Annotated in this window: 17 protein-coding genes; 8 read left to right on the forward strand and 9 right to left on the reverse strand. The window is 71.0% G+C overall.

Features of this window, described 5'->3' with window-relative positions:
• Positions 1-189: 189 nt before the first annotated feature.
• Positions 190-1,374, reverse strand: a complete 1,185-nt coding sequence (locus tag J4H92_RS01100; protein WP_208095190.1) for an extracellular solute-binding protein — start codon at positions 1,372-1,374, stop codon at positions 190-192.
• A 69-nt stretch (positions 1,375-1,443) separates the two neighbouring features.
• The gene (locus J4H92_RS01105) at positions 1,444-2,520 is read right to left on the reverse strand and encodes an ABC transporter ATP-binding protein (protein WP_208095191.1); all 1,077 of its coding nucleotides are present in this window, start codon (positions 2,518-2,520) and stop codon (positions 1,444-1,446) included.
• A 206-nt stretch (positions 2,521-2,726) separates the two neighbouring features.
• Here J4H92_RS01105 and J4H92_RS15660 point away from each other — a divergent pair, with 206 nt between their 5' ends.
• From J4H92_RS15660 to ccsB, 3 genes are all read left to right on the forward strand, one after another.
• A complete protein-coding gene (locus J4H92_RS15660) occupies positions 2,727-3,572 on the forward strand; it encodes a FadR/GntR family transcriptional regulator (protein WP_341782956.1) in 846 nt (281 codons plus the stop codon).
• Entirely contained in the window at positions 3,569-4,291 is a 723-nt protein-coding gene (locus J4H92_RS01115) for a cache domain-containing protein (protein ID WP_341782957.1), read from the forward strand. Before J4H92_RS15660 ends, J4H92_RS01115 begins: the two co-directional genes overlap by 4 nt.
• 65 nt (positions 4,292-4,356) lie before the next feature.
• Positions 4,357-5,361 (forward strand): c-type cytochrome biogenesis protein CcsB, encoded by a 1,005-nt coding sequence (gene ccsB, locus J4H92_RS01120; RefSeq protein WP_208095192.1) that lies wholly within the window; start codon positions 4,357-4,359, stop codon positions 5,359-5,361.
• Between the two features lie 58 nt (positions 5,362-5,419).
• Here the strand turns inward: ccsB and J4H92_RS01125 are convergent, their stop codons facing one another.
• From J4H92_RS01125 to J4H92_RS01140, 4 genes are read right to left on the reverse strand one after another with little or no spacing between them, the layout of a single operon-like run.
• Positions 5,420-6,058, reverse strand: coding sequence for a response regulator (locus J4H92_RS01125; RefSeq protein WP_208095193.1), 639 nt, complete (start codon positions 6,056-6,058; stop codon positions 5,420-5,422).
• A complete protein-coding gene (locus J4H92_RS01130; RefSeq protein ID WP_208095194.1) occupies positions 6,055-7,989 on the reverse strand; it encodes a hybrid sensor histidine kinase/response regulator in 1,935 nt (644 codons plus the stop codon). The genes J4H92_RS01125 and J4H92_RS01130 overlap by 4 nt, the downstream gene beginning before the upstream one ends.
• A gap of 51 nt (positions 7,990-8,040) precedes the next feature.
• On the reverse strand, positions 8,041-9,813 hold the full coding sequence (locus J4H92_RS01135) for a hydantoinase B/oxoprolinase family protein (protein ID WP_208095195.1): 1,773 nt from the start codon (positions 9,811-9,813) through the stop codon (positions 8,041-8,043).
• Positions 9,810-11,936: a hydantoinase/oxoprolinase family protein gene (locus J4H92_RS01140; protein ID WP_208095196.1), complete on the reverse strand. Its 2,127-nt coding sequence runs from the start codon at positions 11,934-11,936 to the stop codon at positions 9,810-9,812. Before J4H92_RS01140 ends, J4H92_RS01135 begins: the two co-directional genes overlap by 4 nt.
• A gap of 287 nt (positions 11,937-12,223) precedes the next feature.
• Between J4H92_RS01140 and J4H92_RS01145 the strand changes: the two genes are divergently transcribed.
• From J4H92_RS01145 to J4H92_RS01155, 3 genes are read left to right on the forward strand one after another with little or no spacing between them, the layout of a single operon-like run.
• Positions 12,224-13,369 (forward strand): sugar ABC transporter substrate-binding protein, encoded by a 1,146-nt coding sequence (locus J4H92_RS01145; protein ID WP_208095197.1) that lies wholly within the window; start codon positions 12,224-12,226, stop codon positions 13,367-13,369.
• A gap of 42 nt (positions 13,370-13,411) precedes the next feature.
• The gene (locus tag J4H92_RS01150; protein ID WP_208095198.1) at positions 13,412-14,422 is read left to right on the forward strand and encodes an ABC transporter permease; all 1,011 of its coding nucleotides are present in this window, start codon (positions 13,412-13,414) and stop codon (positions 14,420-14,422) included.
• A complete protein-coding gene (locus J4H92_RS01155; RefSeq protein ID WP_208095199.1) occupies positions 14,419-15,924 on the forward strand; it encodes a sugar ABC transporter ATP-binding protein in 1,506 nt (501 codons plus the stop codon). The genes J4H92_RS01150 and J4H92_RS01155 overlap by 4 nt, the downstream gene beginning before the upstream one ends.
• A 4-nt stretch (positions 15,925-15,928) precedes the next feature.
• On the opposite strand, the gene J4H92_RS01160 is transcribed toward J4H92_RS01155, so the two are convergent.
• On the reverse strand, positions 15,929-16,372 hold the full coding sequence (locus J4H92_RS01160) for a MarR family winged helix-turn-helix transcriptional regulator (protein WP_208095200.1): 444 nt from the start codon (positions 16,370-16,372) through the stop codon (positions 15,929-15,931).
• A 31-nt stretch (positions 16,373-16,403) separates the two neighbouring features.
• A complete protein-coding gene (locus J4H92_RS01165) occupies positions 16,404-18,107 on the reverse strand; it encodes a DHA2 family efflux MFS transporter permease subunit (protein ID WP_208095201.1) in 1,704 nt (567 codons plus the stop codon).
• A gap of 306 nt (positions 18,108-18,413) precedes the next feature.
• On the opposite strand from J4H92_RS01165, the gene J4H92_RS01170 reads away from it, so the two are divergent.
• Both J4H92_RS01170 and purE read left to right on the forward strand, forming a co-directional pair.
• Entirely contained in the window at positions 18,414-19,565 is a 1,152-nt protein-coding gene (locus J4H92_RS01170; RefSeq protein ID WP_208095202.1) for a 5-(carboxyamino)imidazole ribonucleotide synthase, read from the forward strand.
• A 391-nt stretch (positions 19,566-19,956) separates the two neighbouring features.
• Positions 19,957-20,475 carry a 5-(carboxyamino)imidazole ribonucleotide mutase gene (gene purE / locus J4H92_RS01175; protein ID WP_208095203.1) on the forward strand — a complete coding sequence of 173 codons (519 nt, stop codon included), beginning with the start codon at positions 19,957-19,959 and terminating at the stop codon, positions 20,473-20,475.
• Positions 20,476-20,730: 255 nt separating this feature from the next.
• On the opposite strand, the gene J4H92_RS01180 is transcribed toward purE, so the two are convergent.
• Positions 20,731-21,963: a glycosyltransferase family protein gene (locus tag J4H92_RS01180; protein WP_208095204.1), complete on the reverse strand. Its 1,233-nt coding sequence runs from the start codon at positions 21,961-21,963 to the stop codon at positions 20,731-20,733.
• Positions 21,964-22,029: the final 66 nt, after the last annotated feature.

A 22,029-nucleotide genomic window follows, 5' to 3' on the forward strand; every position in this document is an offset into this window, starting at 1 on the left:
GGGTCACCTTTCTTGCTGTTTGCGCGGGGGGTGGGGGGGGGGGGGGGGGGGGCCGCCCCCCCCCCCCCCCCCGGGGGGGGCCCGGATCCGCTGCCGCGGGACGGCGAGCGGATCCTGCCGGGTCATCGGCCTGGCGGCCTCTGACCATGAGCAGTGCCTATCGGACCCGAAAGTCCGAGGATTTTCGGGTCAGCCCTTCACGGTCTGCCAGGCATCCGTCCACTGCTGGAAGTTGGTGCAGGTGACGTCGGTGCGTCCGTCGATGCACTGCTCGATGGGCGTGGTCCAGAACCAGACCTTCGAGAAGTACTCCTCGTCCTCCGCGTTGAAGAGCTCGCAGTGCTCCGCCGCCTCGTCGCTGGTGTCGCAGAACGCCGCATTGGCGGGGGCCATGCCGAAGTTCATCGCGATCTGACCGTTCACCTCGGCGGCCGACGTGTAGTCCATCCACGCGTAGGCGCAGTTGGGGTTCTTCGACTTGGAGGAGAGCATCCACGCGTCGGACCAGCCCGTCGACCCCTCGGAGGGCAGGAGGCCCTGCAGGCTCGGGTTCTCGGAGAGCTTGCGCAGCACCTCCCAGGAGGTGCCGACCACGACGTCGCCCTGGTTGAACGCGGTGATCTGCTTCACCGGATCGGCCCAGTAGTCGCCGATGATGGCGTTCTGCTGCTTCAGCAGATCGACCGCGGCGGCGAGCTGCGTCTCGTCGAGCGCGTAGGGGTTGGTGATCCCGAGATCCGGCTGGTGCGCCATCAGGTAGACCGCGGCGTCCGCGATGTAGATCGGCGCGTCGTAGGCGATGATCTTGCCCGCGTAGGGCGAATCCTCCTCCCACACCACGTCCCAGCTGGTCGGCGCCTCGGTCACCTCGTCCTCGTTGTACTGGAGGATGTTGGCGCCGCGGCCGATCGGCACGCCGTAGGGCACGCCGTTGAGGGTGTCGTAGATCTGCCCCTGCATGCCCTCGACGATGTCGTCGCCGAAGTTCGGGATCAGCTCCTGGTTGAGCGGCTGCACGTCGCCGCCCACGATCAGCCGCAGGCTCGCGTCGCCGGAGGCCGAGACGAGATCGTAGTTGCCGGTGCGCATGAGCTGCACCATCTCGTCGCTCGTGCCGGCGATCTTGCGGTTGACGGTGCAGCCGGTCTGCGCCGTGAACTCGTCGGACCAGGCCGGCTCGACGAAGCCGGACCAGGCCACGATGTTGACCTCGCTCTCGTTCTCGCCGAGCTCCTCGATCATCGGGATCTCGGGCACGTCGATCTGCAGTGCGCCGGTTCCGCCCTCTTCGCCGCCGCCGTCGCTCGCGCAACCGGTCAGGGCGAGGGCGAGGGCCGCCGCCATCGCGGCAGGCGCCGCCATCTTCTTCATCATCTGCTACTCCTTTGTGTGATGGGTGTTGAGTCGGGTTCGGGGTGCGCCGGCCGCGCGCGGGGTGGGCGTTCAGCCGACGGGCACCTTGGCCTCGTCGGGCACGGCGGTCGCGTGGTCGCGCTGGAAGCGGAGGCTGACCCGGTCGCCGCGCCGCACGCTGGGCTCGGTGCGGGGGGTGTGCGTGTTCTGCTTCTCGGAGATGATGCGGAGGCCCATCTCCGTGTCGACCAGGTAGCGGGTGTGGGCTCCCGCGTAGACGGTCTCGGCGACGGTGCCGGCGACGGCGACGGTCCCCGGCTCGACCCCCGCGGCGAGCTCGGCGAGGTGCACGCGCTCCGGGCGCAGGCTGTGGAGGCGCCCGTCGTCGAGCAGCTGCTGCGAGGCCTCGGGGGAGATCAGGTTGGTGACGCCGAGGAATCCGGCGACGAACGCGGTCTGCGGGAACTCGTAGACCTCGCGGGGGCTGCCCACCTGCTCGATCTTGCCGCCGTTGAAGACCGCGACCCGGTCCGAGAGGGTCAGCGCCTCCTCCTGGTCATGGGTGACGAAGATGAAGGTGATGCCGACCTCGCGCTGGATCTGCTTCAGCTCGATCTGCATCTGCTCGCGCAGCTGCTTGTCGAGGGCGCCGAGGGGCTCGTCGAGCAGCAGCACCTTGGGGCGGAGGATCAGCGCGCGGGCGAGGGCGATGCGCTGCCGCTGGCCGCCCGAGAGCTGGGACGGCCGCCGACCGGCGACGTGGCCGAGTCTCACCTGCTCGAGCGCCGCGTCCACGAGGCGCCGCTTCTGCGCGCGGTCGATGCCGCGCACGGTGAGGCCGTAGGCCACGTTCTCCGAGATCGAGAGGTGCGGGAAGAGCGCGTAGTCCTGGAAGACGGTGTTCACCTCGCGGTCGAACGGAGCCGCGCGGGTGACGTCGGCGCCGTGCAGCAGGATCTGACCGGAGGTCGGCTCCTCGAACCCTGCGATCATGCGCAGCACGGTGGTCTTGCCCGAGCCGGACGGGCCGAGCATCGAGAAGAACTCGCCCGGCTGGATGTCGATGTCGAGATCCTTCACCGCGGTGAGGTCGCCGAACTGCTTGCCGATCCCGCGCAGCGAGACTGCGGCGGTCGACGTGTCGGTCATGGGGCTGTGCTGGGCCATGGTGACGTTCTTCTCCTCAACGGCGGTGTCGGAATTCCTGAAACATTAACATAGGGTGTTAGATGTTTTGTTTCTGGGCGGCGAAATCCGCATCACGATTCGATTACGTCGCGTGACCCTCGCGGGCGGGACGCTCCGGATCGTCTCAGCCGCCCGCCGGGTCGACGTGACAGACTCGGAGGAAGACGACGGAAGGGAGCCGCTCGGTGTCGGACGTGATCGCGCTTCCCCAGGGCTCCGCGTCGAGCCGCCTCCGCACGGCCGCGTTCGCGCCGATCGGGGACGAGGGCCGCGCGGAGCTCGTCGAGGCGCGGCTCCTCCAGGCCATCTCCACGGGCGCCTTCATCGAAGGGGAGCGCCTGCCCAGCGAGAACGAGCTCTCCCAGCTGCTCGGCGTCGCGGTCGTGACGGTTCGCGAGGCGCTCGGATCGCTCCGGCACCGCGGGCTGATCGAGACGCGACGGGGCCGCGGGGGCGGCAGCTTCGTCAGCTCGAGCCCCGGGGTCGTCGAAGAGGTGAACGCGCGGAGGCTCATGGAGACCCCGCGCGTGGCGCTGGCCGATCTCGGAGTGCTCTACGAGGTGATCGCGGGAGCGTGCGCCGAGTACGCCTGCCTGCGCGCGACGGCGGATGAGCTGGAGGTGGTGCACCGGGTGCTGGTGGAGGCCAGGGAGCTGCCCGCGGGGCCGTGGCGCAGGCGCATCACCGACATGCAGCTCGAGCTCGCGTCGCTGAGCCAGTCCGTTCGCCTCACCTCGGAGCACGTGCGCATCCAGACGGAGTTCACGCCGCTGCTCGCGCTGCAGGACATCGACATCGCGCAGCGCCACTTCAGCCACGACGCCCTGCTCGAACAGATAGAGGCGACGCGAGCCGGCGACGTCGAGGCGGCGCGCGCGGTGGTGCGGAGGAGCATCCGCGGTTCGGTGCGGTGGCTCGGCGATCTCCGCTCGGCGCTGAAGGCGCAGCCCGCGGGCGGCGATCTTCGTGCGACACTTGAAAGATACCGGGACACGGCTGTCGAGACGAGCATCACGGGGGAGGTCGCGTGATCCAGGAGACGAGCGTCCGATCGCGCGATGAGCTGCTCGCCCGCGTCGACGAGTTCTTCGACGGCGTGTTCGCGCCGCTCGAGGCCTGGCTGCCGCGCCTCCGCGAGCAGCTCTCGGAACGGCTCGCGAGCGGTCCGCTGACCGGCACGCAGCTGGTGGCGCTCATCGCCTCCGACGTGCACGCCGTGCTGGAGACCGGGGACCGCGCGCTCTACGGCGCCGGCTACTGCGCGGACGACGAGGTCGTCGCGGAGGGGAATCCGCTCGCCTGGTGGCAGGGGCCGGATCGCAGCCTGCTGGCCTCGTCCACCTTCGGCCCCGGCCAGGCCGCCATCGACCTGAACCGGCTCGAGTGGTACCGCGTGCCGGCCGAGACGCACGAACGCCACGTCGCCGGGCCGTTCGTCGACTACCTGTGCTCGAATGAGATCACGGTGACGTCCTCGCTGCCGGTGATGCTCGGGGACCGCTTCGCGGGGGTCGTCTGCGCGGACGTGCTGGTGGCCTCGCTGGAGGACCTCCTGCTGCCCGGGCTGGCTGCGCTGGGCGAGGCGACGCTCGTGAACGCGGGAGGCCGGGTCGTGATCTCCGCGGATCCGGACTACGAGACCGGAGACCGGTTCCTGAGCGGCGATCCCGACGACGGGCGGCCGGGCGACGGATCGCGGTTCGCGCGCTCCGAGCGCTACCCCTTCGCCCTGGTCGTGCCCGGGCGCTGAGCCCGGCGCGGTCGTCTCCGCGTCTCCCAGCAATTTGCGACGAAACCGGATTAAGCTGAGTGGCCATGCTGGAAACACTGGAAGAGTACTCCGTGCTCGCGCTGTATTCGGCGATGGTCGTCTATTCGCTGGCGTTCGTGTTCTACGCGGTCGATCTGGCGAATCGCAGCGGCGATTCCTCGGCGGCACTCGCGAACGGCGGGGCGCGGAAGCCCGCGGCCTCGACCGCGACCGGTGCGGCCGGCGGCGGGACGACCACGCTCGTCCGCCCGGCCGTCGGCTCCGCCGGCTCCGGCACCGTGCGGACGGCCCCCCGCAGCCGGGCGCTGCGCATCGGATTCTCCCTCACGGTGCTCGGCTTCCTCTTCCACCTCGCGGCCACGATCCTCCGCGGTATCGCGGCCGAGCGGGTGCCGTTCGCCAACATGTACGAGTTCGCGCTCACCGCGACCCTCTCGATCGTCGGCATCTTCCTGCTGGTGCAGTTCTTCGTCGACCTCCGCTTCCTCGGCGCGCTCGTCACCGGTCTGGCGGTGCTCTTCCTCGGCCTCACGAAGATCAACTTCTACGTCAGCATCGTGCCGCTCATGCCGGCGCTCGACTCGTACTGGCTGGTCATCCACATCCTCGTCGCGGTGCTCGCCGTCGGATTCCTCACCCTCTCCTTCGGGCTCTCGGTGCTGCAGCTGCTGCAGACGAGGCGCGAGAACTTCGCCGGGAGCGGACCCGGGACGATGAGCTTCCTGGGCGGACTGCCGGATTCGAACCGGCTCGAGGATTTCGCCTACCGCATGGCGATCATCGGCTTCGTGTTCTGGAGCTTCACGCTCATCGCGGGCTCGATCTGGGCAGAGGCGGCCTGGAGCCGCTACTGGGGCTGGGACACCAAGGAGGTGTGGACGCTCGTGATCTGGGTGCTCTACGCCGGCTTCATCCACGCGCGCGCCACGCGCGGCTGGCGCGGCACGCGCTCGGCGTGGCTGTCGATCGTCGCCTACGCCGCGGTCATCTTCAACTTCGCGATCGTCAACGTCTTCTTCAAGGGCCTGCACGCCTACTCGGGGCTGTAGGGCGCGACGCGGCGCGCCCCGCCGACCGCACGGGCGCCGAGGGCGACCCGGCCGGCGGTCAGGAGAGCACCCCGTTGCGGAGCGCCTGCGCCACGGCGGCGGCTCGGTCGCTCACCTCGAGCTTCTCGTAGATGTGCTGGAGGTGCGTCTTCACGGTGGCGACCGAGATGAAGAGCGACAGCGCGATCTGCTGCGACGAGTTCCCCTCGGCGGCGAGGCGCAGGATCTCGATCTCCCGGCTCGTGAGCGGCGGACGGGCGTCCTTGGTCTCCCGCAGGCGCAGCTCGTCTGCGATGATGTCCTGCGTGACCGTCGTCATGACCGTGCGTCCCTCGGCGATCGCGGTGATGGTGTCGGCGATCTCCTGGGAGGAGGCGACCTTCTCCATGAAGCCGCGCGCCCCGAGCGAGAACGCCCGGAACACCGTCGCGCTGTCGACGTAGGCGGTGAGTATGAGCACCCGCGTCGGGCATTCGCGGTCGCGCAGCTGCTCGAGCACGGCGAGTCCGTCCATACCGGGGAGTCGCAGGTCGAGCACGGCGACGTCGGGCTGCTCCCGCAGGATCATGGCGAGCGCGTGGCGGCCGTCGCCGCTCTGCCCGATCACGCTGAACTCCTCGGTCTCCGACCAGTTGCGCGCGAGGCCCTCGCGGTAGACGGGATGATCGTCGGCGATCACGATGCGGTAGGCGCTCATGATCGCACCTGCACCGCGTTCACGAGCGTCGACTTCAGCAGACGCATGTCGAAGGGCTTGGTGAGATAGGCGAAGGCGCCCCGCGAGCGCAGATCGGCCATGCGCGCCGGCGTGGCGTCCGCCGAGAGGATGATGATCGGAATGCCGCGCAGCTCGCCGTCCTTGGCGAGCTCCGCGATCACCTCGGCGCCCGACATGTCGCGGAGGTTGAGATCCAGGAACACGGCGTGGGGCCTGACCCGGCGGATCAGGTCGAGTCCCTCGGATCCCGAGGCGGCGTTGTGCAGATCGCGGACCCCCATCCGGGTGAGCACTTCCTGGAGCAGCAGCAGGTTCGCGGGGGTGTCCTCGATCTGCACGACGCGGGCGGTCTCGAGGAGCCGCTCGTCGCCGGGCTCGTAGTCCGACTCCGCGATCGGCATCACCTGGGCGGCGTCGGCGTCGGCGATCGGAAGGTCGACGAAGAAGCTCGTTCCCTCCCCCGGGGCGGTGTGCAGCACGCCGATCCGGCCGCCCATCTCCTCCACGAGGGCCCGGCTGAGCGCCAGTCCGAGGCCGGAGCCCTCGATGCCCACGGCGTTGCTGAGCCGCTCGAACGGGGCGAACAGGGAGTCGATCTCCTCGGGGCGGATCCCGTTGCCCGTGTCGGTGATGAGGTAGCGCAGGGTGCCGTCCATCTGCTTCGTGCTGACCCGGATCGCGCCGTGCGGCCGATTGAACTTGATGGCGTTGCCGAGCAGGTTGAAGAACACCTGCTTGAGACGCTTCGGGTCGGCCTTCAGGCTGATGTCGATCGCTCCGTGGAGATCGCTCGCGATCTCGATGTCGTGCTGCTTGGCGAGCGGCCGGATGATCTCCAGCGCCTGATGGATGGGGATGCTCGCCGGGAGGTATTCGGTCGTGATGCCGGGGGCGCCGCTCTCGAGCCACGAGATGTCGAGCACGTCGTTGACGAGGGTCAGCAGATGCTGCCCCGCTTCGAGGATGTACGAGACGTTCTGCCGGTGCTCGGGCGCGAGCTCGGACTCGCCGAGCAGCTGCGCGAAGCCGAGCACGGCGTTCAACGGGGTCCGGAGCTCGTGGCTCATGCGCGAGAGGAAGGCGCTCTTCGAGCGGTTCGCCCGTTCCGCCTCGTGCATGGCCTGGGTGGCAGCCGACTCCGCCCGCTTCCGAGCGGTGATGTCGGTGGAGATCGCGCCGAGGGCGTAGGGGACTCCGGAGTCGTCCAGCAGGGGGAACTTGATGGACAGCCAGCGGCGATCCGCGTCCGGATCGGTCTCGCCCCCCATCTGCGAGAAGGGCTCCTCGACCTCCCGGGCGGTCTCGCTCTCGAGAACCGTGCGATCGTGCTCCTGGTACACGTCGGCACTCGTGGCGTCGAAGAGGTCGTGGTCGGTCTTGCCGAGGATCTCCGACGCCGGGCGGCCGAAGAGGGACGCGAAGTAGCGGTTGACGATGGTGTACTCCCCGCGGGGGTTCTTCACGTACATGAGCGCGGTCGAGTTGTCCGCCAGGTCCTGCAGCTGCCGCACCTGGGAGCGCAGATCCTGCCAGTCCGACTCGTTCTCGTCGAGTCGCTGGAACTCGGCCACGATCCGCCTCGGTCCCGATGATTCGTCGCGCTCCGGCATCTGCAGCACGATGCGCAGGTAGCCGGTGCCCGCCTCGTCCGGCACCACGACCGACGCCGGCTCATCGGAGGCCGACATCCGCGCCACGACCCGGGTGATGCTGTCGAGAAGACGAGGGATGGAGCGGCCGCTGCGAAGCCTGCTGTCGTCGAAGATCTCGGCGAACCGCCGATTGCCGGCGACGAAGCGCAGGCGGTTCTCATCGTCGTCCCGCAGCTCGAAGACGGCGATCGGCGTGGTGGCGAGGTTGAGCACCTCCAGGGCGAGCCCCTGCTCCGCTCCAGTGAACACCTGTGTCATCCCCAATAGGGTAGCTCCCCGGGGCCGTGCCCGGGGAGCCACCGGCGGTTCTCAGCGCCGCGGACCGCCCGCCCGCAGCTGCGCCGTCTCCGCCTCGTCCACGCGCAGTCCGACGTGGAGCTCCTCCTCCTCGAAGGCGACGCCGTAGACCTCGCGCGCCCGGTCGAACGAGACGAAGCCGGCGAGCACGTCGGCGCGGACCCGCTCCGGCTCGCGCTCGAACGGGGCGCCGTACCCTCCGCCGCCCGTCGAGTGCTGGCCGATCTCCTCGCCCGGCTGCAGCGTGAGCGAGCCGAGCGGCGCGATCGCCTGCTCGGCGCCCGCGGCGTCGCGCATGAAGGCCCGGCTGCCGGCGGCATCGAGCCCGTTCTGGGTGCCGCGCGGCGGGAACACGACGCAGTCGGTGACGTAGGCCGCCTCCATCGGATCCCATTTCGGGCCGAACCGCACGGTCGCGCCGGGGGCGCCGCGTCGGCGCCCCGCACCCTCCGAATCCCGGCGGATGCGCAGCTCGCCGACGCGGAACGGGTACTTCAGCTCGGCCAGCTCGATGCTGTCCCGGAACATGAGCCCGGCGGCCACCGCGAGTCCGTAGGTGACCCAGCCGTCGATCTCGGCGTGGGCCGGTCCGCCCTGGGATCCGAGGAACACCTGGTTGACGTAGGGCTCGCCGTCGAAGCGCCGGTCGACGCCGGAGACGACCGAGAACCCGGGTCCGAGACCCGTCGCCCCCTCCGCCGCGCCGAACCCGGCCCAGGCGTCGGCCATGGCCTTCTGCGTGGTCACCGTGAGCCGGTCGCCCACGTTGGTCGTCGCCACGGAGGTGGAGTGGGGGAACCTCGGCGTGCCCACGATGCAGTTCTCGCGAAGGGTGAGATCGAGCCGCCGGAACGCGCCGGAGTTGGCCGGCACGCCCGGTCGCAGCGAGTTGAACACCCCCGCCATGACGTTGCTGACCGTGCAGGCCTCCGACTCGTTGACCCCCGCGGGGATGCAGTCGATGTTCTCCGTCAGGTCGACGCCGATCCGGCCCGCCGCGGAGTCGACCTCGATCTTCACCGTGATCTCGATGCCGTCGGGGAGGATCCCCTCGACCGGGTCGTGGCGGCCGAAGCCGAGGGCCGAGCCGCTCGGCAGCTCGGAGATGGCCTGGATCATGCGCTGCTCGGAGTAGTCGAGCCAGTCGGCGATGAACTCCTTCACGACCGCTCGTCCGTAGCGGTCGCAGAGCTCCTTGAGCCTGGCCTCGGCGACGCGGGCCGCCCCGACCATCGCGAGGTAGTCGCCGTACCACTGATCCGGCACCCGGATGCGCGAGCGGCACATGCGGATGATGTCCGCCACGTCCTCGCGATCCCTCTGGATGCGCACGCAGGGGAAGATGAGCGCTCCCTCCTGGTACACGTCCTTCGCGAACGGCATGTAGGTCGTCGGCTCGGAGTTGCCGATGTCGGCCTGATGCGCCTTGGCCAGCGCGGTGAACATGTGCTCGCCCTCGAAGAACACGGGCACCAGGATGGTGTGGTCCGCCGCGTGGGAGTTGCCCCGGTAGGGGTCGTTGTGGAGGAAGGCGTCGCCGTCGGCGAGATCCGGATGCAGCGAGGTCATCGCATCGGTCATCAGGTGGGCGCCGAAGATGTGGCAGGGCAGGCCCTCGGCCGAGGAGAGCAGCTCGTTCTCGCCGGTGGTGATGGCGCACGAGAAGTCGCGGGCCATGTTGAGCACGCCGCTGCGGCCGGTGCGCAGCAGGGTGTTCTCCATCTCCCGGACGATGCTGTCCAGGCGATTCGAGATGACGGCCATGAGAATCGGGTCGGTGCTCATCGCGCAGCCTCCTTCGTGTCCGCGAGCTCGCTCACGGTCTCGTTCACTCCAACGTTGATGATGTAGTCGCCGCTGTCGGCGACGACGAGTTCGGCCCCGGGGTCGAGCACCAGCGTGGTGGTCGGCTCGAGCACGATCCCCGGCCCCTCGATGCGCGCACCCGCGGCGAGGTGCTCGCCGCGGTAGATGGGCGTGTCCGCGCGGTTGCCCATCGCGAACCCCACCTCTCGCACCCGCACCGGCGCGGGCGCCGCTCCGCCGGCCTCGCGGAGTGCGACCCTCGGGCGGTCGAGCTCGGCGGTGACGCGCTCCTTCCAGACGAGGAACTCCGGCCGCTGGCTCGGATCGTTCACCTGGAAGACGCGCAGGTGCTCGGCGTGGAAGGCCGCTTCGAGCTCGCGCAGCGCCGCCTCGTCCGCCAGGCCCCCCGGCGGCACCTCCACCTCGAGCTCCCACACCTGGCCGGGGTACCTCGCATCGACGGAGTAGCGCCGCCGCACCGCGTTGGGCTCGAGGCCGGCGATCTCGTCGAGGAACTCGGCGCCCTGCGCATCGAGATCCTCGATCGCGCTGCGCACCCCCGCGAAGTCGAACGCCGCGGCCGGCGTGAAGCAGCTCGCCGCGAAGTCGCTGATGACATCGGCGTTCAACGCCCCCGCCGCGGAGAGCGCGCCCGCCGTGCGCGGGAGCACGACGCGCCCGACGCCGAGCTCGCGGGCGATCTGGACGATGTTCACGCCGCTCGCACCGCCCCCGGCGACGATGGTCAGGCCGCGCGGGTCGAGCCCCTGCGAGATCGTCATCTCCCGGATCGCCGAGACGATGTTCTGGGTCGCGATGACGAGGGCGCCCTTGGCCGCCTGCTCGACGCCGAGACCCAGGCGGCGCGCCACCGGCTCGATCGCGGTGCGCGCGGCTTCGACGTCGAGGGCGAGCTTGCCCCCGATGAACCCCTCCGGATCGAAGTAGCCGAGGACGAGCGCGGCGTCGGTCACGGTCGGCAGTCCCCCGCCCCGCCCGTAGCAGGCCGGGCCCGGGTCCGCCCCGGCGCTCTCGGGGCCGACCCGCACGAGGCCCCCCTCGTCGACGCTGATGATGGATCCGCCGCCCGCGCCGATCGAGCGGACGTCGACGGACTTGGTGCCGGTGATGTGCCCGGTCCACTTCTCCCCGAGCCAGGTGTCGACGCTGTAGTGGATGTTTCCCGAGCTGACCAGGCCGACGTCGAAGGTGGTGCCTCCGGTGTCGCAGACGATGAGGTCGGGGGCGCTCTCGCCGAGGGTCGACCGGCCCGCCTCCAACGCGGCGATCGGAGCCATGGACGGTCCGGAGCCGACGCTGTAGATCGGGCGGTCCACCATCCGGGTGAGCGGCCAGGACCCGCCGAAACTGGTCGAGAGCAGGAGGCGGCCCGCGAAGCCGGCCGCGTCGAGATCCTCGGCGAGCTCGCCGAGGAACTGCTGCATGAGGGGCTTCAGCGAGGCGTCGATGGCGGTGGACGAGGCCCGGCGGTACTCGCGCACGATCGGGTTGAGCTGGTGGCTCAGCGTGTAGCTGGCCTCGGGGAAGCGCTCCTCGAGCAGCTCCCCGACCCGCAGTTCATGCTCGGGGTTGACCGTCGACCAGAGCAGGGTGACGGCGACGGCCTCCGCGCCCTGCGCCCGAGCGCCCTCGATCGCGGCGATGACGCTCTGCTCGTCGAGCGGGCGGTGCACGTCGCCGTCGCTGTCGATGCGTCCGCCGATCTCGTAGCTCAGATAGCGGGGCACGTAGGGCGGAGTATACTCGCGCGGCGAGAACGCCCCGCCGAGCCGGCCGCCCTCGCGGAGCAGCAGGATGTCGGGGAAGCCCTCGGTCGTGAAGAACGCCGTCCGGGCGGTCTTGTTCTCGACGATCGCGTTGGTCGACCGGGTCGTGCCGTAGGCGAAATGGGAGGAGGCGGCGAGCAGATCCCGCACCGTCAGGCCCAGCTCGGCCGAGATCTGCTGCAGCGCCTGCTCGATGCCCTCGAAGGCCCGCCGGTAGGTGGTGAGCGCCTTGCCGATGTGCAGGGCGCCCTCGTCATCGGCGACGACGACGTCGGTGAAGGTGCCGCCGGTGTCCACGGATACTCGATATGCCATATGCGATCCTCGTCTCGGTGTCGTCTGCGATCGGACGGCTTCGCTCCGACCGTTGAAGCAGCCCGCCCGAAGCTGCTGAACCGCTCCGTTCGGACCTGGAACCATGCTTGCTCCCCGGCGGTCGGCGCGCATCGTCCCATCGGCTTGCCAAAGGGATGAGATCCGCCTCATTCCTTCGGTTGATTCTTCGCCGGCGGCATTCCGATCCTCCGCATTCTCCGCTTCACTCGGGTTCAGCGCGGCCCAGCGTGCCGCGCACCCGATGCAACGAGGCAAGGAGAGAGCGCATGCAGATTCGAAACGCACCCAAGGGTGTCGTCGCAGCGATGGCCGGGGCCGCGGCCATCGCGCTGACGTTCAGCGGATGCACGTCGGGGGAGGCCGATGAGGAGCCGGGCGGCACCGCCGCCGGGGGCGACCAGGACTGCCTCGCCCAGGTGCAGCCGGCCGTCGACGAGGGGTTGCAGCCGAGCGCGCTCGTCGCGCCCGAGTCCCCGCTCGATCTGGACTCCCTCGCGGGCTCGAGCATCTGGCACCTCACCAACAGCCACAATCAGTTCTCGACGGAGATGGCCGCCGGGGTCGAGGAGGCGGGCGAGGCGGCCGGCGTCGACGTGACCGTGTTCGACGGTCAGAACTCGACCAGCCGCTACAGCGAGGGCATCAACCAGGCGATCGCCCAGGGTGCCGACGGCATCATCCTCATGGCGATCCAGCCGTCGGTGGTCGCCGAGGACCTCAAGGCGGCGGAGGCGGCGGGCATCCGAGTGCTGAGCACCCTCAACGGCGACCCGGATGAGCCGGTGGAGGCCGGGACCTTCGGCAACCTCACGGCCGACTACACCGCGGACGGCGAGCTGATGGCCAAGTGGGTGCTCGCCGACTCCGGCTGCACCGCGAACTCGGTGGTGATCCAGTCGAGCCCCGTCCACGTCTGGGATCTCGCCACGAAGGGCTTCGAGGCGGCCACCGAGGAGTTCTGCGCCGAGGCGTGCGGGGTCGAGGTCATCGACCTCGACCCGGCGAACATCGCCAATGATCTCGGCAACCAGCTGCAGACCAAGCTGCAGACCAATCCCGACATCGACTACGTGGTCCCCGTGTGGGACAGCGCGATCCCCCTCGTCTCGCCCGTGGTGGCCACCGCCGGGCGTCCGATCACGGTGTTCGCCCACGACGGCATCACGGAGAGCCTCCAGCTCATCTCCGAGGGCACCGATCAGCAGGGCACGCTCGCGATGGCGCCCTCCGGATGGATCGGCTGGGCGGCGTTCGACGAGGTCGCGCGGGCCATCCTCGGCGAGCCCTCCCCGGGCTACGTGATCCCCACCAGGCTGGTCACCCGGGAGAACGTGGGCGACGGGAGCCTCGCCTCGGTCTCGCCGGAGTACGTCGACTTCCAGTCCGCGTTCATCGACGCCTGGCAGGGCTGAGCGGCGCGCGCCGCCGATCCGGGCACGAGGAGGGGTCCCGACATGTCGACCGAACAGACGCACGCACCGACCGCTGCGGCGCAGGCCGCCGAGGCTCCGCCGCCGAGCGGCAGGAGGAGATGGAACCCGGCGAACTGGGTGCTCGTCCTGATCCTGCTGGGGCTCTTCCTCCTCTGCCTGGCCGCGATCCCGCAGTTCCGCTCCTGGGGGCTCATCGCCGGGATGCTGAACTCGCAGTCGATCATCCTGCTCCTGGCGCTCGTCGCCACGGTCGTGCTGCGCAGCGGCGGCTTCGACCTCTCGATCGCCCAGACCATGGTGGCGAGCGCGGCCGTCACGATCGTGCTCTCGAAAGCCGGTCTTCCGCTGTTCGCGAGCATGCTCGTCGCGCTGCTGCTCGGGCTCGCCGTCGGCGCGCTGAACGCCTTCCTGGTGGTCAGGGTGGGGGTCGACTCCTTCGTCACGACGCTCGGCTCCTACTCCGCGCTGGCGGGGTTCTGCTACTTCGTCACCGGGTCCAGCATCATCTCCGGCGCCCCCGCCGAGCTCGTCGGGGTGGTGCGCGCGCCCATCCTCGGCATCCCCGCGGCGGCCTGGTTCGCCTGGGGGCTCGCCGTCGTGCTCTGGTACGTCTACGAGAAGACGCCGCTCGGGCGATATCTGCTCTTCATCGGCGGCAATCCGGCGGCGGCCCGACTCGCGGGGATCCGGGTCGAGCGCATCCGCGTGGGGGCCTATCTGGCCTCGGGCGTGCTGGCCGCGCTGGTCGGCCAGGTGTTCCTCGGCTGGTTCGGCTCGGTCGACCCCGGCGTCGGAGCGCAGTTCATGCTGCAGCCGCTGGCAGCGGCCTTCCTCGGCACGACGGCGATGGTCCTCGGGCGCTTCAACGCGTTCGGCACGCTGATCGCGGTGTACCTCCTGATCGTCGGCATCACCGGCCTGCAGGTGCTCGGCGCCCCGACCTGGGTCACCAACGTCTTCTACGGCGTCGCGCTGATGGTCGCGGTCACGGCGGCGAAGATCGCCGACCGTCGGAGGAGGCGGGCGTCATGACCGCTCCCGAGGCCGCTCTCGACGTCTCGCGCCTGACGATGCGCTTCGACGGCGTGACCGTGCTCGACGAGGTCTCGCTGCGCGTGCGGCCCGGCGAGGTCCACGCGCTGCTCGGCCTCAACGGATCGGGCAAGAGCACGCTCGTGAAGTGCCTGACCGGCGTGCACACCCCGGCGGCGGGGACGGTGTCGACCTTCGGGCGCGAACTGGATCTGCCCGTGCGCGACCCCGGCGCACACGGGATCGCGGTGGTGCATCAGGACGCGGGTTTCGTGCCCGGGATGACCGTGCTGGAGAATCTCGGCGCCAGCACCAGCTACGGAGCGCGGCTGCTCGGGCCGGTGCGCGTGGCGGCGGAGGCGGCGGGATACGAGGAGCTCTTCCGGCAGTTGGGGCTTCACGTCCCGCTGCACGCCAAGGTGGCCGAGCTGAGCGCCGCCGACATCGCGATGCTCGCGGTGGTGCGCGCGCTGCACGTGCTCGAGGCGGAGCACGGCGGGCGCGTCTTCATCCTCGACGAGCCGACGGCGACGCTCGGGCGCGCGGAGGCCGAGGTCGTGCTCGCGCTCATGCGCAGGATCGCCGCGACCGGGGCCGGGGTCGTCTTCATCGGACACCGGCTCAAGGAGGTGTTCGCCGCCTGCGACCGGGCGACGATCCTCCGCGGCGGGCGCGTCGCCCACACCGGCCCGATCGACGAGCTCGATCACGGTCTCGTCGTGCAGCACATGCTCGGCGCGAGGGTGGCGAACTTCTTCCCCGATCCGCCCGAGCTCGCGGGAAGCGGCGTGGTGCTGCGCGCCAGGGAGCTCGGCGGCGGGGCAGTGTCCCGGCTCTCGCTCGAGGTGCGCGAGGGTGAGATCGTGGGGATCACGGGATTGCTGGGCATGGGGCACGAGACCATCCCCGCGCTGCTCGCCGGGGAGATCGCCCCCGTCTCCGGGTCGCTCGAGATCGACGGGGCGGAGCGGCGCTTCCGGCATCCCGCCGACGCGATCCGGGCCGGTGTGGGCCGCCTTCCGGCCGACCGCCTGCGCGACGGCTGCTGGGCGGAGGGCACCGCCCGGGAGAATCTGACCCTTCCGCTGCTCCCGCGCTTCTTCCGCGCGGGGCGGCTGCGGGGCCGCGCGGAGGCCGAGTACGCGCGCGAGCGGCTGCGGGAGGTGCGCCTGCACCCGGCCGATCCGGAGCGGACCATGGCCTCCTTCAGCGGCGGCAACCAGCAGAAGGTCGTCTTCGCGAAGTGGGACCAGCTCGACCCGCGCGTGTTCATCGTGCACGAGCCGACGCAGGGCGTCGACCCGGCGGCCGGGCACGAACTGCTCGAGCGCGTCGTGGAGCGGGCCAGGAACGGGGCCGCCGTGGTCGTGGTGTCGGGCGATCACGAGCAGCTCGTCGAGATCTGCCACCGGGTGATCGTCATGGTGGACGGGGAGGTCGACGCCGAGATCCTGCGCGAGGATCTGAGCGAGGAGGCACTGCTGCTGGCCTGCTCGAACTGACGGCTCACCCCGAGGCGTTGAAGCGCCGCAGCAGTTCGCGCAGCAGACCGAGATCCTCCTCGCTCCACTCCGCGAAGCGCCTGCGGTAGTCCTCGGCGATCCGGCGGTGGAGCTCGTGAAGCCGCTCACGGGCCTCGGGAGTGGTCGTCAGCAGCGCGGCGCGGCGATCCTCGGCCGAGGGCTCGGCGACCACGAGGCCGAGCCGTCGCAGCTTGCTCAGCTGCCGGCTCACCACCGCCTTGTCGGTGTGCTGGAGCTGCCGCAGCTGCGTAGCCGTGAGCGGCCCTTTGCGCTGGATCACCTGCAGCGTCATCATGTCCACGCCGCTGAGATCGGCGTGGATCTCCTCCGCGTAGCGGGCCCAGCGAACCCGTGCGAAGGCGAACGCCTGCGAGAACTCGCCGATGATCCCGGGGATCCCCGTCGCCTCGTTCGGGTCGTGCGTCATCCTGGGAGCCCTTCCCTCGTGCGCGGCGGGCTCATGACACCGCGGCTCCCGGCTGCGCCGGGCCCGATCCGCCCGCCTGCAGATCCGCGAGGCGCTGAGCGTTGTTCTTCGTGCCGAGGGGGGTGTTCGGCAGCAGTGCGATCGCGATGATCGCGAGGATCCCGAGCGGAGCGACCACGAAGAAGACGTCTCCGATGGCGTGCCCGTACGCCGCTTCGACCACGATCCTCAGCGCCTCGGGCAGCTCGGAGAGCTTCGGGATGGCGCCGCCGGCGAGACGGTCGGCGCCGGCCGCGGCGGCGGGATCGGTGCGCGCGAGCTCCGCGAGCCCCTCCCCGATGAAGTCCTCGACCTTGTGCGCCAGCAGGGTCCCCATCACCGACATGCCGGCGCTGCCCGCGAGGGTGCGGAAGAAGGTGACCGCCGAACTCGCGGCGCCCATCTGCGTGGGCGCCACCGTGTTCTGCACGACCAGGACGAGGTTCTGCATGGTCATGCCGATGCCGCAGCCGAGGATCAGCATGGCAGCCCCCACGTACCAGTAGGCGGTGTCGTAGCGCAGCTGTCCCAGCATGAGCAGGCCCGCGAGCAGCGCGAAGGATCCGGCCACCATGTAGCCCTTCCACCTGCCGGTGCGGGTGATGAGCTGGCCGACCACCGTCGAGGAGACGAGGGTGCCCGCCACCATGGGCAGGGTGAGCAGGCTCGCCTCGATGACCGAGCGGCCGCGAGCGAGCTGCATGTACTGGCCGAGGTAGACCATGGTCGCGAACATCGCGACGCCGACGGCGAGGCTCGCGAGCACCGAGAGCGTGAAGGTGCGGTTCGCGAACAGGGTCAGGGGGAGCAGGGGCTCCTCGACCCGCAGCTCCACGAGGATCGCGGCCCCGAGGAGCACGACGCCGGCGCCGACCATGAGCGCCGTCTGCCACGACCACCAGTCGAAGGACGAGCCGGCCATCGTCACCCATATCAGCAGGCTCGAGAAGCCGGCGGAGATCAGGACCGCGCCCGCGTAGTCCACCCGGATCCGGCGCTTCAGCGTGGGCAGCCGCAGGGTGAGCTGCAGCATGACGATGGCGGCCACCGCGACCGGGACGGCGACGTAGAAGTTCCAGCGCCACCCCAGGGTGTCGGTGAAGAGCCCGCCGATGAGCGGGCCGCCCACGGTCGCGACCGCCATGATCGCGCCCATCATGCCCATGTACTTGCCGCGCTCGAGCGGGCTCACCACCTCGGCCAGCACGATCTGGCCGAGCGCCCCGAGCCCGCCGACGCCGATCCCCTGGATGATGCGGAACGCGATCAGCCAGCTGGGATCCTGCGCGGTGCCGGCCAGCATCGACCCGACGGTGAAGACGACGAGCGCGGTCTGCAGCAGCATCTTCTTGCTGGTGAGGTCGGCGAGCTTGCCCCAGATGGGTGTCGAGATCGCCGAGGAGAGGGAGGTCGCGATCACCACCCAGGTGAACGCGGATTGCGTGCCGCCGAGATCGGCCATGATGATCGGCATCGAGGTGCCGACCACGCTCATCGCCAGCATCGACACGAACATGCTCATGAAGATGCCCGTGAGCGCGAGGGTCTTGGCGCGGCCCTGCAGCAGCTCGCCGGTGGGCTGGGAGGAGCCGCCCCTGGCCGCGGGTGCGGCGGCGGTCGCGCCCGGCGTCGGCGTCGTGCGGGACGGCTTGGTCGGGTCGGGTGCGGTGGTGCGGTCGGGTGCGGTGCGTGGCATCTGCGGGAGGGGATCCTTCGTCGAGTCGGGGTCGAGCACGGGCGCGCGGAGCGGTCTCGGCCGGTGCGTCGGCCGGACGCGGCAGCGGTCTCCGCCCGCGCGAAAGTTGATCGTCGTCAACTATACCCATATGGTTGATTCTCGTCAACTATGCGTAGGGTCGCGCCGCAGCTCCCGGCAGACCTCTCCGCCCGGACAGGCCTCGGCCGTTGGATCCCGCCGTCGGAGCGCGAATCTCCGGCCCGAGTCGCGGGCGCGGGGCGGGGATCCCCGCGCCGCGCAGCGAGGTACGACAGAATGGAGGGCATGGCTGCAGGCGAGAACGGCATCATCCGAGTGGGCGTCATCGGCGGCGGGCAGCTCGCCCGCATGATGGTGCCGCCGGCGATCCACCTCGGATTGCGCATCGGCGTGCTCGCCGAGAGCGCGGGGATGAGCGCGGAGCGCGCGGCCGACGCGGTCGGCGACTACCGCGACCCCGAGACCGTGTACGCCTTCGCCGAGACCGTCGACGTCGTCACCTTCGACCACGAGCACGTGCCGCAGCCGATCCTGCGCGAACTCGAGGCGCGCGGCGTCGCCGTGCACCCGCGCCCCGACGCGCTGCAGTACGCGCAGGACAAGATCCTGATGCGGCAGCGGCTCGACGCGCTCGGCGTGCCGGTGCCCGCCTGGGCTGCGGTCGCCGACGAGCGCGAGCTGCAGGAGTTCGTGGAGGCGCACGGCGGCCGCGCGGTCGTCAAGACGGCGCGCGGCGGCTACGACGGCAAGGGGGTGCGGGTGGTCTCGCGCGCCGACGAGGTGCGCGACTGGTTCACGGCGCTCGCCGAGGACGGGCGCGGCGGGCACCTGCTCGTCGAGGAGCTGGTCGACTTCACCCGGGAGCTCGCGCAGCTCGTCGCGCGCCGCCCCTCCGGCGAGACCCGCGCCTGGCCCCTCGTCGAGACCGTGCAGCGCGACGGCGTCTGCGCCGAGGTGATCGCTCCGGCCCCCTTCGACGATCCGGCGACCGCCGACGAGGCGGAGCGCATCGCCCGGGCGATCGCCGAGGGCGTCGGAGCGACCGGCGTGCTCGCCGTGGAGATGTTCGAGACGCGGGACGGCCGCGTGCTGGTGAACGAGCTCGCGATGCGACCCCACAACTCCGGCCACTTCTCGATCGAGGGTTCCGTGACGAGCCAGTTCGAGCAGCATCTGCGCGCCGTCGCCGACCTGCCGCTGGGCGACACGGCGATGACCGCGCCCGCGGCCGTGATGATCAACGTGCTGGGCGGCCCGACGGAGGGCCCCATGCCGGTGCGCTACGCGGAGGCGCTGGCCGCCCATCCCCGGGCCAAGGTGCACAGCTATGACAAGCTGCCGCGCCCGGGCCGCAAGGTCGGGCACGTCACGGTGACGGGTGAGGATCCCGCCGCGGTGCTCGCCGAGGCGCGCGCCGCCGCCGCGCTCTTCGACTGATCCTCCAGTCCCTTTCTCGTTCGGCGGATGCCCCGCCGCCGCGCGTCCCCCGCCTTCCTTCCTTCCTTCCTTCCTTCCCTTCCCTTCCCTTCCCTTCCCTCCTTCTCCCTCTTCCCTGTCTCCCGTCACCCATCGAGTGGACGCGAAGTGCCCCTTCGCGGCCGCTGAAAGGGCACTTCGCGTCCAATGGTGGCGCGGGAGGCTGGGGAGCAGCGCGGGGTGGAGGAGAGCGCGAGGGCGGGGCTCGGGAGGCTGAGGAGCGGCGGGGCGCGGGGCGGGGCGCGGGAGGCGGGGAGCGCGCGGGGCGCAGGCGAGCGGGAGGCTGGGGAGCGGCGCGGGGCGGAGGCGAGCGCGGGGGAAGGCGGGGAGGGGTGCGGGGTAGGATCGAGGCATGAGCGAGCAGGGAGCGCGCGCCGCGCGCGTCGGCGTGATCATGGGCAGCGACAGCGACTTCGCGGTGATGAGCGACGCGGTGCAGGTGCTGCGCGAGTTCGGCATCCCGCACGAGGTCGAGGTGGTCAGCGCGCACCGCACCCCGGACAAGATGGTCGCGTACGCGCGCGAGGCGGCCGGCCGAGGGCTCGGGGTCATCATCGCGGGGGCCGGCGGGGCGGCCCACCTGCCGGGCATGGTCGCGTCGATGACCACGCTCCCCGTGATCGGCGTGCCGGTGCCCCTCGCCAGGCTCGACGGACTCGACTCGCTGCTCTCGATCGTCCAGATGCCCGGCGGCATCCCCGTCGCCACCGTGAGCATCGGGGGCGCCAAGAACGCGGGGCTCCTGGCCGCGCGGATCCTCGGCGCGCAGGACCCGGCGCTGGCCGAGGCGCTCGCGGCCTACGCCGCGGGCCTCGAGGAGCTCGTCGAGGAGAAGAACCGCGCACTGCAGGCGCGCGTCGCCGAGTCCTGAGCAGAGCGCGCCCGGACCCCTCCCCGTCGACGCGCGGACGAGTGTCCCGCGCCTTGAACGCGCTCCCCGGCCCGCGCGCTGCGCGGTTGCACGACAGCACGGCATCGCGTTGCGAGGCGACTCGCGGGCGCTCCCGCGCCCGACGCCTCGCGGCGGCGCACGCGCTCGACGTGCCAGCGGCAGGCCTTCGCCGCTTCGCCTCGCGATGCGCCGACTCCGCACGCGATTCAGGAAACGGATCTGCGGCGCGGGGCGCTAGATGTTCGCGTGCAGCTCCCACAGCGACATCGCGGTGCTCGTCCAGCTGAAGCTGCGGCTGCGATCGCCGGCGAGCACGCCGAGCCGCGCCCGCTCGGCGTCGTCGCGGATCAGCCGGGAGAGTTCGTGCGCGAACGCCGCCGCGTCGGGCGCCGGGACCCCCGCGTCGAGCGAGAGCTCCGCGGCCACCGGGCAGTCGGCGTGCAGCACCGGGACATTCGCTTCGAGCGCGCCGAGCACCTCGTAGCCGGCGCCGAGGAGCGCCTGGGGCAGCGCGAGCAGCGTCGCGCCCGAGAGCACGGTCCCGATGTCCGCCACCTCTCGCGGTCGCACGATGCGGACGCGGTGGCGCAGCGCCTCGGGGACGGCCGGGCCGGCATCGGCGTCTCGCGGCCCGCTCGGCTTGGCGGGCTCGCCAGACGCGGCGCCGTTCGCGGCTGCGGCGCCCGACCGCTCCGCGCCGGCTCGCGCCGTGTCCGCCGGTGCGCCATCGCCAGCGCTCTCGTTCTCGCCCTCGGCCACGGCGCAGGGCACGGAGCCCGAGAGCACGACGAGCGGTGGCAGCGACTCGTCGGCCAGCAGCGCGTCGAACAGCCACTGGAGCCGGCCGGTCGCGTCGGCCGTCGCGGTGGTCGCGAGGTACCGCTCGGGCAGTCCGAGCGTCGCGCGGCGCGCGTCGGCGTCGGCGGGGCGCAGGTATCCGGAGGGCGCGGCGACGGGGACCACCTGCACGGCGAGGCCGCCTCCGAAGCGCTCCTGCAGGGCCGTCGCGGTCGCGTGGGTGGGGGTGACCAGCACGTCGGCGTATTTGACGGCGCGCTTCACGAAGCTCCGGTACTGCCGCGCGAGGGACGCGCCCATCGCCTCGGGCGCGAGCCAGCCGAGCGCGTGCGGGATGGTGACGGAGGTCTGCGAGCCGTCGTGATCGCCGCGTGCGCGCAGCGGCACCAGCGGGGTCAGCGCGTGCACGAACTCGCCGTCGAGCGGCCGGGCGGTGAGGCTCGTCCGCCACAGGAACGGCAGGGTCGCCGCCCGGAGGGGGAGCTTCTCCACGCGCACGCGGGCGGAGGAGAAGAGGGGCGTCTCGTGCTCGGCGGCGATCAGCAGGCGCGCGCTGCAGCCGCGGGGCGCGGTCGCGGCGACGGCCCGCGTCAGCTCGTGGGTCGCTTCGGCGTGCGCCGCCGCGTCGGCGTCCGCGAACGGTTCTCCGATGAGGGTGAGCGTGGCCACGATCCTCCTCAGTGTCTGCCGATCCGAATAGACCAATACTACGAAACTCTCAGGTTCCGAGACTGC

The sequence above is a fragment of the Leucobacter weissii genome (genome assembly GCF_017565745.1).
GTDB classification, from domain to species: domain Bacteria; phylum Actinomycetota; class Actinomycetes; order Actinomycetales; family Microbacteriaceae; genus Leucobacter; species Leucobacter weissii.

Bases quoted from the DNA above. Each gene is read 5' to 3' on its own strand.
- J4H92_RS01140 (WP_208095196.1), bottom strand. From the start codon at position 11,936: ATGGCATATCGAGTATCCGTGGACACCGGCGGCACCTTCACCGACGTC.
- J4H92_RS01155 (WP_208095199.1), top strand. From the start codon at position 14,419: ATGACCGCTCCCGAGGCCGCTCTCGACGTCTCGCGCCTGACGATGCGC.
- J4H92_RS01150 (WP_208095198.1), top strand. From the start codon at position 13,412: ATGTCGACCGAACAGACGCACGCACCGACCGCTGCGGCGCAGGCCGCC.
- purE (WP_208095203.1), top strand. From the start codon at position 19,957: ATGAGCGAGCAGGGAGCGCGCGCCGCGCGCGTCGGCGTGATCATGGGC.
- J4H92_RS01145 (WP_208095197.1), top strand. From the start codon at position 12,224: ATGCAGATTCGAAACGCACCCAAGGGTGTCGTCGCAGCGATGGCCGGG.
- J4H92_RS01165 (WP_208095201.1), bottom strand. From the start codon at position 18,107: ATGCCACGCACCGCACCCGACCGCACCACCGCACCCGACCCGACCAAG.
- J4H92_RS01170 (WP_208095202.1), top strand. From the start codon at position 18,414: ATGGCTGCAGGCGAGAACGGCATCATCCGAGTGGGCGTCATCGGCGGC.
- J4H92_RS01130 (WP_208095194.1), bottom strand. From the start codon at position 7,989: ATGACACAGGTGTTCACTGGAGCGGAGCAGGGGCTCGCCCTGGAGGTG.
- J4H92_RS01125 (WP_208095193.1), bottom strand. From the start codon at position 6,058: ATGAGCGCCTACCGCATCGTGATCGCCGACGATCATCCCGTCTACCGC.
- J4H92_RS01105 (WP_208095191.1), bottom strand. From the start codon at position 2,520: ATGGCCCAGCACAGCCCCATGACCGACACGTCGACCGCCGCAGTCTCG.
- J4H92_RS01135 (WP_208095195.1), bottom strand. From the start codon at position 9,813: ATGAGCACCGACCCGATTCTCATGGCCGTCATCTCGAATCGCCTGGAC.
- J4H92_RS01160 (WP_208095200.1), bottom strand. From the start codon at position 16,372: ATGACGCACGACCCGAACGAGGCGACGGGGATCCCCGGGATCATCGGC.
- J4H92_RS01100 (WP_208095190.1), bottom strand. From the start codon at position 1,374: ATGATGAAGAAGATGGCGGCGCCTGCCGCGATGGCGGCGGCCCTCGCC.
- ccsB (WP_208095192.1), top strand. From the start codon at position 4,357: ATGCTGGAAACACTGGAAGAGTACTCCGTGCTCGCGCTGTATTCGGCG.